The 13,499-nt window shown below is 41.1% G+C and carries 12 protein-coding genes; 11 read left to right on the top strand and 1 reads right to left on the bottom strand.

Annotated features, from left to right (window positions below):
* The first annotated feature begins 5 nt into the window (after positions 1-5).
* The 6 genes from SNE25_RS25590 to SNE25_RS25565 all read left to right on the top strand — a co-directional run bounded on the left by SNE25_RS25590 (position 6) and on the right by SNE25_RS25565 (position 8,016).
* Positions 6-1,724: a RagB/SusD family nutrient uptake outer membrane protein gene (locus SNE25_RS25590; protein WP_321561861.1), complete on the top strand. Its 1,719-nt coding sequence runs from the start codon at positions 6-8 to the stop codon at positions 1,722-1,724.
* 67 nt (positions 1,725-1,791) lie between these two features.
* Positions 1,792-3,309, top strand: a complete 1,518-nt coding sequence (locus SNE25_RS25585) for a glycoside hydrolase family 10 protein (RefSeq protein ID WP_321561860.1) — start codon at positions 1,792-1,794, stop codon at positions 3,307-3,309.
* 3 nt (positions 3,310-3,312) lie between these two features.
* Positions 3,313-5,190 (top strand): outer membrane protein assembly factor BamB family protein, encoded by a 1,878-nt coding sequence (locus tag SNE25_RS25580; RefSeq protein ID WP_321561859.1) that lies wholly within the window; start codon positions 3,313-3,315, stop codon positions 5,188-5,190.
* Between the two features lie 376 nt (positions 5,191-5,566).
* On the top strand, positions 5,567-6,283 hold the full coding sequence (locus SNE25_RS25575; protein WP_321561858.1) for a DUF2306 domain-containing protein: 717 nt from the start codon (positions 5,567-5,569) through the stop codon (positions 6,281-6,283).
* The gene (locus SNE25_RS25570) at positions 6,284-7,306 is read left to right on the top strand and encodes a sensor histidine kinase (protein ID WP_321561857.1); all 1,023 of its coding nucleotides are present in this window, start codon (positions 6,284-6,286) and stop codon (positions 7,304-7,306) included.
* Positions 7,303-8,016, top strand: a complete 714-nt coding sequence (locus SNE25_RS25565; RefSeq protein WP_321561856.1) for a LytR/AlgR family response regulator transcription factor — start codon at positions 7,303-7,305, stop codon at positions 8,014-8,016. Before SNE25_RS25570 ends, SNE25_RS25565 begins: the two co-directional genes overlap by 4 nt.
* A 63-nt stretch (positions 8,017-8,079) precedes the next feature.
* On the opposite strand, the gene SNE25_RS25560 is transcribed toward SNE25_RS25565, so the two are convergent.
* Positions 8,080-8,544, bottom strand: a complete 465-nt coding sequence (locus SNE25_RS25560; protein ID WP_321561855.1) for an SRPBCC family protein — start codon at positions 8,542-8,544, stop codon at positions 8,080-8,082.
* Between the two features lie 214 nt (positions 8,545-8,758).
* On the opposite strand from SNE25_RS25560, the gene SNE25_RS25555 reads away from it, so the two are divergent.
* The 5 genes from SNE25_RS25555 (at position 8,759) to SNE25_RS25535 (ending at position 13,290) form a co-directional block, all read left to right on the top strand.
* On the top strand, positions 8,759-11,002 hold the full coding sequence (locus SNE25_RS25555; RefSeq protein ID WP_321561854.1) for a TonB-dependent receptor: 2,244 nt from the start codon (positions 8,759-8,761) through the stop codon (positions 11,000-11,002).
* 25 nt (positions 11,003-11,027) lie between these two features.
* Positions 11,028-11,678, top strand: coding sequence for a hypothetical protein (locus tag SNE25_RS25550; protein ID WP_321561853.1), 651 nt, complete (start codon positions 11,028-11,030; stop codon positions 11,676-11,678).
* A gap of 25 nt (positions 11,679-11,703) precedes the next feature.
* Entirely contained in the window at positions 11,704-11,961 is a 258-nt protein-coding gene (locus SNE25_RS25545; protein ID WP_321561852.1) for a hypothetical protein, read from the top strand.
* A 145-nt stretch (positions 11,962-12,106) separates the two neighbouring features.
* Complete coding sequence (locus SNE25_RS25540) at positions 12,107-12,466, top strand: nuclear transport factor 2 family protein (protein ID WP_321561851.1); 360 nt, start codon at positions 12,107-12,109, stop codon at positions 12,464-12,466.
* Between the two features lie 47 nt (positions 12,467-12,513).
* Complete coding sequence (locus SNE25_RS25535; protein WP_321561850.1) at positions 12,514-13,290, top strand: SDR family oxidoreductase; 777 nt, start codon at positions 12,514-12,516, stop codon at positions 13,288-13,290.
* Positions 13,291-13,499 lie beyond the last annotated feature (209 nt).

Here is a 13,499-nt window from a genome sequence, read left to right as displayed (position 1 = left end):
AAATTATGAAAACACTAAAATATTTAATGTTCGGTTTGATCCTTATTTCATGGGGATGCAAAAAAACCGATGATTTTTTGACCAAATTACCATTGGATAAGCTAACTGATGATACCTATTGGACAAGTGAGGGCAATGTAAGGACATTTGCTTTTAGCTTTTATCCAACGTATTTTCCGGGTTATGCATCAGGGTTTGATTTAAGTTGGGGGGGATACTTTTCTGGTGAAAGTTTGAATGATGATTTCGCGCCAACGACACCTACCACTTTTACAAAAAATGTACCGGCAACAGATAATGGCGCTTCTGCCTGGTCTTTTGCAAATATCCGACGCGAAAATCTCTTTCTTGAGCGTATTAAACAAGTACCCATGCCCGATGAAGCCATTAAACACTGGACTGGGGTTGGCCGCTTTTTTCGAGCATTAGAATATGCTACTAAGGTGAAGAAATATGGCGATTATCCGTGGTATGGTAAAGTACTTGCAGAAACCGATACTAAGGAGCTTTACCGGCCACGTGATCCGCGTGTTATGGTAATGGACAGCGTATTGGCCGATTTTAATTATGCCGCTGCCAACGTGCGGGTTACTGATGCCGGAACCGGTCCGCAAGGATTGGTAGTAAACAGGAACGTTGTACTGGCTTTCATGTCAAGAGTATTCCTTTTTGAAGGTAACTGGGAAAAATACCAGGCTAATAACACTGCAAAAGCTAATGAGTATTACACTGCTGCGAAATGGGCAGCTAATGAGGTGATTACCAAAGGCGGTTACGCTGTTGCACCTGATTACCGCAAAATATTTAATTCACTTGATCTTTCTACCAATCCTGAAATAATTTTATATCGTAAATATCAAACCGGATTACTGACACACAGCTTAGAGAGTTATGTAAATAAAGAGCCGCAAACAGGGGCATCAAAAAATGCTATAGAGTCTTATCTGTGCAAGGATGGTCTGCCTATCGGTATATCTCCGCTTTACAAAGGCGACAAAACTATAACCGATGTTATGGCAGATCGTGACCCGCGTATTAATGCCACTTTTGTACCGGCTATAAGGCTCAACGGTGTTGTATCAAATTATTCATCATCCGGTTACGCGGTGCTGAAATTTTTTAATGAAGATATTAAAGACCTTACCAATGGTAACAGTAGCCTTAACGATACCCAGGCTCCTGTAATCCGTTACGGCGAAGTGCTGATCAATTATGCTGATGCCTGTGCCGAACTGGGAACATTAACGCAAAATGACCTTGACATTTCAATCAACAAACTCAGGAGACGTAATGGTATCGGCATTCCTGATTTACAGGTAATGGGTGGTCTGCCGGCTGTTAACGGAACAGTTTATGACGATCCTAAAAGAGATCCTGCTGTACCTTCATTGTTATGGGAAATTCGCCGCGAACGCCGTACTGAGCTTATGATGGAAGGTTTCAGAAATGATGATCTTAGGAGCTGGAAAAAATATGCTTATGTAGATACCCAGGGCAATCCGGATATTAACCTTGGCGCATGGATCAAACGGTCCGATTACCCTAATACGTTAGCCGTAGCTACACAGAATAATGCCCCTGAAGGTTATGTGGTGCCCGCTACCAAAGCCGAAACTCAAAGGTTATTTAATGATCCTAAAGTTTATTTGAGTCCCTTACCTTTAGATCAGATAAAACTGTATCAAGACCAGGGTGTTGATCTGAAACAAAACCCGGGCTGGTAAAATAAAAATAATTACACCCCCCTTTCTGCTCTATCAGGAAGGGGTTTTTATAAAATAGGTGCCGAATATGAAAGCATGGTATCAATGCGTCATTTGCTTTTTTTTCCTGATTGCCCAGCTGGCAAGCGCGCAAACCAACCCCAAACGCGAGTTCAGGGGTGTTTGGGTAGCCACGGTGCAAAACATCGACTGGCCTTCCAAACGTGGTTTGGGTACCGACGTGCAAAAGCAGGAACTTATCAATATTTTAAATGAGCATCAAAAAAGTGGCATGAACGCCATTATGCTGCAGGTCAGGCCATCAGCGGATGCTTTTTATGCTCAAAGCCGTGAACCCTGGAGCATGTTTTTGAACGGTAAGCAGGGGCTTGCACCCAACCCTTTTTATGACCCGCTTAAATTTGCTATTGAAGAGGCCCATAAACGCACTATGGAATTACATGCCTGGTTTAACCCTTACCGGGCAACAACTGATCTTATAGATTCAAATACCAGTTCAAACCATATCACGCGTACCCATCCCGAGTGGTTTTTTACCTACGGGGGCAAAAAGCTGTTTAATCCCGGATTGCCTGAGGTACGCGCGTATATTATTAATGTAATTATGGATGTTGTGCATCATTATGATATTGATGGTGTACATTTTGACGATTATTTTTATCCGTATCCCGGTAAGCAATCACTACCCGATTCTATCACATATAAGCAATATGGGCAGGGCTATACTGATATCAATGATTGGCGAAGGCACAATGTAGACACGTTGATTAAAGTACTTGCCGACAGTATTCACCATGCTAAGAGCTACGTGAAATTTGGCATTAGTCCGTTCGGTATATGGCGAAATTTGAAAGATGATCCCAATGGATCTAAAACCTACGGTTTCTCTGGCTACAACACCTTGTTTGCTGATGCAAGGCAATGGCTTAAGGCCGGTTGGGTTGATTATATCAACCCTCAAATTTATTTTCCGTTCCACTATAAAGTGGCTGCATACGAAAACCTGTTAGACTGGTGGAGCAGAAACGCTTGCAATAAACAAGTATATATTGGCCAGGGAGTGTACCGGGCCATGGAAGACCGCGAAGGCTGGCGCGATAAAGGGCAATTACCCCGGCAGGTTAGAGAATTAAGAAAAAATGCCCGTGTTCAAGGCAGTGTTTTTTTTAGTTCCAAGTCACTTACCGATAACTTAGCCGGCTTTCAGGATTCGCTCCGTACCGAATTTTACGGGTACCCGGCATTGCCGCCCCAAATGATCTGGTTGGGTGAGTCAGTACCTACAGCTCCGGCCCGTTTACATGCAGTACGTGTAAATAATAAGGTACAACTAACTTGGGCTTACAACCGAAACCGCCCGCCCGGTGTTTACGGATATGTTATATACAGATTTAAAAACAGCGAAAAGGCAAATTTAGACCGCCCTGAGCATATCATCAAAATAAGCTTTGATAAAACCCTGAAGTCGTACACTGATGCCACGATAACCGGCAGCGGTAGTTACAAATATTTTATTACCGCCATTGACAGGCTTAAAAATGAAGGCTGGCCATCAAAGCCAGCTGTAATTTATCTTAAAAAATAGTATATGTTAATAAAGTTGACCCTCATTAAAAAGCTAAGCACTCTTGTATTGATACTGCTGCTTACGGTAAGTATTGCCAAGGCGCAGTCGTTCAAATTTGCGTTTGTTTCTGATACCCACGTTAATATTGGTAACCCTACTGCTGCTGAAGATCTGCGCAGAACGGTAAGGGATATTAATGCCAACAATGACCTGAAATTTGTTGTAATTACAGGAGATATCACCGAGTTTGGAGCCGATGAAGAGATAAAACTAGCTAAGCAGATTCTGGATAGCCTGAACAAAAAATGGTACATTATCCCCGGGAATCATGACGCCAATTGGTCTGAAAGCGGAAGTAATACCTTTAAAAAGATTTTTGGCGCCGAAACCTTTGCTTTTAACTATGGAGGTTATCTTTTTGCCGGTACCAGCTGCGGTCCCAATATGCGTATGGGGCCAGGCCAGGTTCCAAGAGAAAACATTGTATGGCTTGATTCGGTGTTAAATCATACACCGGCGACAACTCCGGTAGTGTATCTTAATCATTATCCACAGGACTCGTCACAAAACAACTGGTACACGGTAATCAATAAGCTTAAAACAAAAAATACCCAGCTAATCCTGTGTGGGCATGGGCATAACAATCATCGTTATACATTTGATGGTATTCCCGCGGTTATGGGGAGGTCTAATTTAAGGGCCAAAGATAGCATCGGCGGTTACAATATTGTCACCTTTGACAACGGCAAAGCTACATTTGAAGAACGTAAACCGGTTATACAAACCCTCAGAAAGTGGACAGAAGTTGACCTGTTCAATCATTACTTTGATAAGGATACCGCGCATTATTATCGTCCGTCATATGCGGTTAACAACAAACCGGGAGTTAAAGTAAAATGGAGCTACCAGGATCAAAGCGACGTAGGAGCAGGCATGGCCATAGCAGGAGACAAGCTCATTTTAACCGATACCAAAGGCTTAATATACGCGCTGAATAGAAATACCGGAAAACGTGTATGGTCATACGCCACGGGTGGTAAAATATATTCAACTCCTTATGTTTCTGGTAATTATGTAGTTGCCGGTTCGTCAGATAAATATATTTATTGCATTTCTGCAGTTACAGGTAAACTCGTTTGGAAAAGTGCAGCCGAAAAGGCGGTTGTGGCTTCGCCGGTAATAAAAAACAATGTGGTTTTCATAGGCGCTTCCGACGGGCATTTTCGCGCCTTCCAATTAACTACCGGGAAGTTGTTATGGGATTTTGACCAGGTAAAGGGCTTTATAGTAACACGCCCGCTTATTTATCAGGATAAAATATATTTCGGCTGCTGGGCTAATGATTTTTACGCGCTTGATATAGCCACAGGCAAGCTGGTATGGAAGTGGAGCAATGGCTCTTCCAATCGTATGTTTTCGCCCGCGGCATGTTATCCCGTTGCAACGGGCGGTCGCATATTTATTGTTGCCCCCGACCAATACATGACTTCATTGGATGCATCAACAGGTAAAATGCAATGGCGCTCACGGGTGCCGCATAACAGGGTAAGGGAGTCAATGGGTTTATCGGGCGATAGTTCATTGGTGTATGCTAAAACCATGGACGGCCAGTTATTGGGTATATCAACAAAAACAGATAGCCTGCAAATTGCCTGGAAAGCATCGCTTCAGTTGCCTTATGAGCTTGCCCCATCGGCTATTGTTGAAGATGAGGGTGTGATTTATGTGCCAACCCATTCGGGTATAGCCTATGCTGTTGACCGCCAAAGCGGTAATGTATTATGGAAACACAAGGTTTCAAATTGTTTGGTAAACCCTATATTACCCTTTCATAAAACCGTGTATGTAAGCACTATGGATGGTAAAATAGACTGTCTGCAACCTATAAAAAACAAATAATTTACTCCACCAGCTGCACCTGATGCAATTGGATGCAGCTGATTATCTACTCCCTCACATTGGGTCGGATAAACCATTCAGCTTTAATCTCCTACTGTTCAGGGCCCGCATTGCCTTGATGCCGTTCCCTGTATATTATCTACATAATTCCATATCCTGTCTACAAACATTCCTGTTTGATCTATTCTAACCAGCTATAAGCGGTTATTCGGATAGCTTTGTTCATAAACTAACAAGCAGTGTAAATATGTGTACGAAACAGGATCATGTTATTTCATTAATTATGTCCCTGTACGTTATCCGCTATGCGTATATATGCTCCTGTAGGCAGTTCAAAATCAAAATAACTCATCTTGAATTTTAATGAATCAAAAAAATGAAAAAGCTTAATACACGTGCCTTATATACCGGCATTGTATTGCTATCACTCATAGGGATTGTTATTGTTGTAAGGAGGACCCTGCTTGTGATACCAGTGCTCACTAATGGTTATCATGCACCTGAAGTAACTTCAAAATTTACGCAAATGGATGATATTTTCGCTCATCATCCTTTGCTAACGCTTATCCATATTATTCCAGGCTTGGTATTTGTTATTTCGGGCCCGTTTCAATTTATGCAAAAGATTCGCTTCCGTTACCCAAAATGGCACCGTGCAGGTGGTCGTTTATTTTTGATAAGCGGGAACATAATAGGAACAACCGCGCTGGTAATGAGTTTTGCTGTGCCTGCGATAGGAGGCGTAAACCAGGTGATAGCGACGGCTTTATTTTCGTTGTTCTTTTTGTATTCTTTATTTAAGGCTTTTCAGCAGATACTGCAGCACAAAATTGCCAGTCACCGTGAATGGGCCATCCGGGCATATTCCATTGGGTTGGCGGTGGCTACCATCAGGATAATTAATGGTATTTTCTTTGCTACCAGCGGTATCACTGGCTTAACACCTCATGAATTTTTTGGTATTGGGTTTTGGATGGGTTTTGTGTTGCACCTTATTTTAGCTGAGTTTTGGATAAACAAAACCCGGCTTATAAAAACTAAAAGCCATATAACCACTTTTACCAAAGATTCATTTATTAGATTTATGTATTAAATGAAAACAATTATTAAAACCCGGCAAATCGTTGTCCTGTTTCATGTGCTTATATGGGGCGCAATATTGTTATTACCCTATTTTGTTTCATCTGCTGCCAATGGATATAAAATAGGCGCGGTACCGGGCTTGCTGTTTACCATAACCGGCCTTATTCACATGGCCATATTTTATATTAACGTATTTTACCTGTACCCCAGGTTTTACAACAGGCGCTTTTGGTTGCTGTATATTTTAACCAGCATTGTGCTGGTATTTGGCTCATTTTGGTTAAAATATCATATTATGACTGGGTTTCCTGAAATTATCAGAGATCCGTCGGTTTATAAGTTCATTTTTCCACCCTCTATAGTTGTTTATATTATCAGCATCATTTATTGCCGCATAACTGATGGCATTCGATTTGAACGCGAGCAAAAAGAAAAGCAGGCGGCCCAGCTGTTAACAGAACTGAAGTTTCTGCGGTCGCAGATCAGTCCGCATTTTTTGTTCAACGTGCTAACCAACCTGGTGTCGCTGGCCCGCAAAAAGTCTGATAAGCTGGAGCAGTCTCTTATTATGCTTTCAGATCTGATGCGATATATGCTTTATGATGCCCAAGGCAAAAAGGTAGAACTTCAAAAAGAGGTTGAATACCTGAGTAGTTACATTGAACTGCAAAAACTCCGTTTTGGAAATGATGTGCAGATTAACAGCAATATTGAACTGGATAATGATGATAATTTATATACCATCGAACCCATGTTGCTGATCTCCTTTGTTGAAAATGCCTTTAAACACGGGGTGGGCTATAATGAACAACCACAAATAGATATTGGATTATCAGTTGTTGATGGGTTGATGATATTTGATGTGCAAAATAAATTTGAGAATGAGCCCCAGGCTAATAAGGATGAAAACTCGGGCATAGGTTTAAGCAATGTGCGTTCCCGCTTAAATTTGCTTTATAAAGACAGTTATAAATTAACCATTGACAATAAGAATAATTTGTTTCATGTTAACTTAACTTTAAAACTGGTATGATGCGTTGTATTATAGTTGATGATGAACAATTAGTTAGGGAATTGCTGGAAGACAATATCAAACAGATACCCTTTTTGCAGCTGGTAAAAACCTGTAAAAACCCGCTGGAAGCTATTGAAGTATTGCAAACCGGGCAAATTGACCTGATATTTCTGGATATACAAATGCCGAGATTAAACGGGCTACAATTTCTGCAATCGTTAAATAATCCGCCGCTGGTAATTTTGGTTACAGCTTATGAAAAATACGCGTTGGAAGGGTTTAATCTTAATGTGGTTGATTATATATTAAAACCCTTCGGATTTGACCGTTTTCTGAAAGCATGTAATCGGGCCAATGAACTTTTTCGCCTGCAGCAAAGTAATAGGGAGGCCGCCGGCAACGAGCCGGAGGATTTTTTTGTTAATGTAGAATACACCCTCGTGAAAATTGTTGTGGCAGATATTGATTATATTGAAGGGTTAAAAGATTATATCAAGATACACCTTTCATCCGCACCTAAGCCGGTACTTACCCGCATGACCATTAAGGCTATTGAAGAAAAATTGCCATCTGCGGCTTTTATACGTACGCATAAATCTTTTTTAGCTGCCGCCAATAAAATTACTACTGTAAAGCGTGATTTTGTTTGTATTGGCGAAAAAGAGATTCCCGTGAGCGAGTCTTACAAAGAAAATATTATCCGCATATTGAACCGCCCCGAACATTAAAAAGAATATCCGTTCAAGCCGAAGGATATTCTTTTTAATAGGTAGATGTGTAATGAAGGTTCGTTATTTTTCCAGGAACTCTTTTAGTGCTGTGTCGATAAAATGGCTCCAGCCGGCAACAAAATTTTCCCTCGCCATATCCGGATAAATAGCTGGCTTAAAGGTTTCGAGTTTTTCATGTGTAAGCTTTAGCTTTGTTTTATCACCATCGGCTTCAAGCTCCATTGTGAGTAATGAATTACCCGGGTATTCCCAAAGGCGCCATTCATAGCTGATTTTTTTCAATGGAATTACCTCAACCACTTTCCATATATGCAGATAATCCCTGCCGTCGTGATGTACGTTAAATTGTGTTTTAAATCCAACCTCCGGTTCAAATTCATCCATGTTAAAATACCATTGTGCCATGTCGTCCCTGTTGGTAATGGCTTTCCATACTTTTTCTACGGAAGCATTAAAAGTCTGTTCAAGTACTACTGCTTCTGAGATTAATGTTTGCTGTGCCATGCTGATATTGTTAAAGTTCATACTCGTCGGTTTTGGTTGCCCTTTAATAGTTAGGAAACCGTTTGGTTACAAATATATATGAAACCTTTTGGTTACTAAAATATTTTTCTCATTTTTTTCATCGAACTTTTCCGCTTTTGTCGCTACACTTCCCCGTCTTGTCTACTCTCCAAAAAAGGTAATGCATCGCCTTATAGTTTTGATTGTAAATAGTACTACAACAGACTAACTGGCCATGAAAAACAATGTCATAAAACATATAATACTTGCATTAGTACCGTTGCTGATATCGCAGCTTGTTTTTGCCCAGCAACGTATTTCAGGAGTGGTGAAAAACAATATTGGCGACGCTATTCCCTTTGCAGGAATATCAATAAAATCAAGCGGTGAAGGAACAAAAACCGACAGCGCAGGTAAATTCAGCATACTAACAAAAGCAACAGGCAAACAGATATTGCTGGTAACCTCGGTTGGGTATAAGTCTTTAAGAAAAGAAATTACCATTGCCGATTCTGCCATCAGTCTTGATCTGGTTATGGAACCCAATGCCCAATCACTTAATGAGGTAATTATAAGCGCAGGTTCATTTGAGGCCAGCGATAAGGCAAAAGGGGCATCATTAACCGCTATGGATGCATTTACGGTTGCCGGTAATAACGCCGATATTGCTTTAGCGCTTCGTTCGCTACCCGGAGCGCAGCAAATAGGCGAACGTGAAGGTTTGTTTGTGAGAGGCGGCACCGGCGACGAAACCAGGCAGTTTATTGACGGCATGTTAGTTAAAAACCCCAACTACCCAGCGGTGCCCGGTTTGCAGCAATATGCCCGGATCAACCCTTCATTATTTAGTGGGATATTGTTCAGCTCGGGGGGATATTCGGCATTATATGGCCAGGCTATGAGTAGTGCCCTGATCATGGAGAGTGTTGACCTGCCAGATAAATCATCAGGTTCATTTCATGTGTTTTCGGCAGGCATGGGCGTCGGGATGCAGAAACTGGCCCGGAACAAGAAAAGTAGTTATGGTGTAAGTCTGAGCTATAACAATCAGGCATGGTACAACGCTGTTATATCCCAACGCGTTAACTATTTCAGCGGACCGGTTTACCTTGGCGGTGATGCCAACTTCAGGATAAAAACCGGTAAAACCGGAATGCTCAAGTTTTATACCAACTGGAGCACCAGCGATGTTGGTATGCGCAACCCTGATATTGATAGCGCGGCCCTGCGCTCCGGTTATCAGGTAAAAGGCACCAATGTCTACAACAATTTAAGCTACCGCGACTACCTTAACAACGACTGGAAATTGGATGCTGGCGTTGCTTATAGCTATAATCGGGTTAATATTATCCAAAACCTGACTGATGCCAGTGGCCAAATAGTTAATGTGCCAAAGGAACCTTTTAACTCGAAAAATTACCACCGGCTTATTAATACTGATTTTGCGCAGGGCCGTATAGTATTTACCCGTATGCTTCCGCATAACCAGGCTTTGCGGTTTGGCGGCGAGCATTTTTATTCAAAAGATCATGGCATGAGCAATGATACCACCATTGCCCTTACCGATAACTTAACAGCGGCATTTGCAGAAGGAGATATTTACCTGGCCAATAATTTAGCTGCCAAAGTAGGTGTGCGTGCAGAGCATTCTTCATTACTCAGCAAATGGGAGATAGCGCCGAGGGCAAGTTTGGCTTATCGTTTACCAGATGGCGGTCAGTTCAATCTTGCCTATGGCGTGTTTTACCAGGAACCACAAAACGAGTACTTGTATCAAACTACTGATCTTAATTTCTCCAGGGCTGCTCATTATGTGTTAAACTATACCAAAAAGGCGCATAACCGTTTTTTTAGGGTTGAGGCATATTACAAGAAATATCATGATCTGCTTAAAACAGATCCGGCTATTAGTACAACCGGAAAAGGTTACGCGCGCGGAATTGAGCTTTTTTTCAGGGATAAAAAATCCATCAAAAATCTCGATTACTGGATCAGTTACACCTACCTGGATACCAAACGTGATTATCTGAACTATCCGGATGAAATAAAACCAACCTTTGCGGCACCGCATACAGCCACCGCAGCCATAAAAAAGAGCTTTCCCGAAATCAATACTTATTTAAATATTTCGTACGCGTTTGCTACGGGGCGGCCTTATTATAATATCAGGTACAACAACCCTGATAAGGCCTACCATATCTATGACCAAGGCACAACCAAAGGTTATAATGTAATTAACCTGCAGCTGGCCTACCTCATATCGCTGTTTAAAAGCTGGAAGCAAAAGCCATTTTCGGGTGTCAGCATAGGGGTTAATAATTTATTGGGCACCAACCAGGTGTTTGGCTATAACTATAATGCTGACGGCAGCATTAAATTACCCATAACACTGCCTGCAGCAAGGTATGTGTACGCAGGATTCTTTATGAGCTTTGGTATTGACCGTACAAGTGACATCCTCGATAACAATCTTAATTAAAACATACATATAAAATCAATCAGCAATGAAAAAATTAATCATCTCCGGTCTGGCAATAATGTTGTTGTTTTTATCAGCATCTGCCCAGCAAAACTCAGGCGCTTTGCAAAGCGCCGTAACTAAACTTGATCAGGCCAAAACAGCTAAGGATTATGAAACACTTGAAAAAGAATTTGTGAAAATAGCTGCCGCACAACCCAAAGACTGGCTACCCAATTATTACGCGGCTTATTGTAATGCCAAAATAGGTTTTCTGTTACAGGATGATGGCGAATCGATAGAGCCATACAGCAACCGTGGCGAAGCGCAGGCAAAAGCTGCCGAATCGCTTTTGGATAAGAATAATCAGAAAAAGGAGCTTTCAGAAGTATATACGGTAATAAGTATGCTCAATCAGGGTAGAGTATTTATAAATCCCATGACCTATGGGCCGAAATACGGACCAATTGCCCAGCAATTTTTGAATGCTGCAAAGCAGTTAAATCCTGATAATCCGAGGGCAATTTACCTGGCGGCCTGGTTTAAATACAACACCCCCAAAATGTGGGGTGGTGATAAAGCTTTGGCAAAACAGCTGGCAGCACAAAGCCTTAAATTGCTTGATAACGCCGAAAAGGGTGTAACCCCGCACTGGGGAAAGACAGAAGATCAGGAGCTTTTAAATAAATATAAATAATTTTTAACCCTTAAGTTTTATAATCATGGGATTTGGATTCATCATCATCATACGGATACTGTTTGTTACCTGTATGGTATTCATAATTGGCTATGTTTTTGGCGGATTTTCAAAAAGGCCTGCACTGGCTGTTATAACAAAAGTAGCGGCTATTTTAATCATTGTACTTTTTATTGCAACTAATATCATGGCGGTGCGTAATAACTTTAATCGCTTTAAAGGTAATAACTGTCCCTGGTCGCGGTGCGATACTACTTACCGGCAGGAGCAAAAGCATCCTTAACAACGTAACTTCTTCATAACAAGTTAATATAAGGGTATTGTTAATGCATCGGTATTAACATACCCTTTTGTTTTTTTAATATTCTGAAACATTAAGTAATTTTTTTAATTATTATATAATATCAAAAACCGAATAATTATATATTATGAAAAATAATACCGATAAACAATCGGCAAAAGAGGTAGTACTTGCTTTTATTAATGCGCTTAATGAAGAGGATTTTGCAACCGCCGGTAAATATCTTACTAAAGAGATGACCTTTAAAGGTGTATTGGGTTCACGTGATGGTGCTGAGGCATATATGAGCGACATGGAGAAAATGAAATTCAAATATGATTTGAAAAAGACCATAGCCGAAGACAATGACGTATGCCTGTTTTATGACCTGGATATGGGTGGCGTTACCATATTTGGTTGCGGATGGTATCATCTGAAAGGAGGTAAAATAAGTTCGCTTAATGTGATATTCGACCCGAGACCTGTTCTGGAGCAAAAAAAAAAATAAACACATCTGATTTTTGATGCAATTAGATAATCCATAAAATTAACAAAATGAAAAATGTATTAGTAACAGGAGGTACCGGTTTGCTGGGCAGAGAAGTTGTTGATCAGCTGATTGCCCTTAATTATGAAGTTACCGTATTGAGTTCAAAGAAAAATAGCTCGGTACCTGATGGTGTGCAATTAATCAAGGGCGATCTGGCTTCAAATTCCGGCCTCATAGAGGCTACCGAAAATGCAGATATTATTATTCATTGCGCGAGCAACCCGAAAGATACGCGGAGCGTTGACATTAAGGGCACACAAAACTTGCTGGGTGCTATAAACAGGAACAAAACCCTCCATTTTATTTATATTTCTATTATTAATGTAGATAAGAGCAATTATGAGTACTATCAAACCAAAATAAAAGTGGAACAAATGATAGCGGCAAGCGGAATCCCGTTTTCTGTTTTGCGTACTACGCAGTTTCATAATTATGTGCTCACCATACTTAAAACATTCGATAAAAAGGATGGTGTCATAGCCATTCCGGATGGGATGCATTTTCAATCGATAGAAGTGAAGGAGGCTGCTACGCTCCTGGTTGATATGGCCCAGCGCGAGCCCGTCGGCCTGGTACGCGGCATCGGCGGCCCCGAGTTGCTCAGGTTTGAGGAAATGGCCAAAACTTATCTTAATGTGCTCAATCGTAATGACGAACTAAAGATAAAACCTATCCGGAACGAAGAATATGACCGTTACCGTTCTGAAAACAATATCTGGCCAACAAACAGTTACGGTAATATAACCTGGGAAGCCTTTTTACGCCACAATTTTGTGAGCTGATTGTGTCTAAAACCTACGGAAAGTCACATTATTAATATCAAACCAGCATAACATAGTATTATCCTGAATAAAATTGTTAATTGTTTTAAGGTTAAGAAGCAAATGACCCGGTTTGATGAATTTATATTTTAACTGCCAGGCTGGGTTTATGCCCATTACTCCCTGCCAATATATTACCGTAATCATGGAGATTACCCAATACCTTCCTA

Origin of the sequence: Mucilaginibacter sabulilitoris (assembly GCF_034262375.1) — a bacterium.
Lineage (GTDB): Bacteria > Bacteroidota > Bacteroidia > Sphingobacteriales > Sphingobacteriaceae > Mucilaginibacter > Mucilaginibacter sabulilitoris.
This window is presented reverse-complemented; position numbering and strand designations above follow the sequence as displayed.

Excerpts from the sequence above, each read along its gene's own strand:
- SNE25_RS25570 (WP_321561857.1), top strand. The coding sequence starts at position 6,284 with ATGAAAACAATTATTAAAACCCGGCAAATCGTTGTCCTGTTTCATGTG.
- SNE25_RS25590 (WP_321561861.1), top strand. The coding sequence starts at position 6 with ATGAAAACACTAAAATATTTAATGTTCGGTTTGATCCTTATTTCATGG.
- SNE25_RS25565 (WP_321561856.1), top strand. The coding sequence starts at position 7,303 with ATGATGCGTTGTATTATAGTTGATGATGAACAATTAGTTAGGGAATTG.
- SNE25_RS25540 (WP_321561851.1), top strand. The coding sequence starts at position 12,107 with ATGAAAAATAATACCGATAAACAATCGGCAAAAGAGGTAGTACTTGCT.
- SNE25_RS25550 (WP_321561853.1), top strand. The coding sequence starts at position 11,028 with ATGAAAAAATTAATCATCTCCGGTCTGGCAATAATGTTGTTGTTTTTA.
- SNE25_RS25575 (WP_321561858.1), top strand. The coding sequence starts at position 5,567 with ATGAAAAAGCTTAATACACGTGCCTTATATACCGGCATTGTATTGCTA.
- SNE25_RS25580 (WP_321561859.1), top strand. The coding sequence starts at position 3,313 with ATGTTAATAAAGTTGACCCTCATTAAAAAGCTAAGCACTCTTGTATTG.
- SNE25_RS25585 (WP_321561860.1), top strand. The coding sequence starts at position 1,792 with ATGAAAGCATGGTATCAATGCGTCATTTGCTTTTTTTTCCTGATTGCC.
- SNE25_RS25545 (WP_321561852.1), top strand. The coding sequence starts at position 11,704 with ATGGGATTTGGATTCATCATCATCATACGGATACTGTTTGTTACCTGT.
- SNE25_RS25555 (WP_321561854.1), top strand. The coding sequence starts at position 8,759 with ATGAAAAACAATGTCATAAAACATATAATACTTGCATTAGTACCGTTG.
- SNE25_RS25560 (WP_321561855.1), bottom strand. The coding sequence starts at position 8,544 with ATGAACTTTAACAATATCAGCATGGCACAGCAAACATTAATCTCAGAA.
- SNE25_RS25535 (WP_321561850.1), top strand. The coding sequence starts at position 12,514 with ATGAAAAATGTATTAGTAACAGGAGGTACCGGTTTGCTGGGCAGAGAA.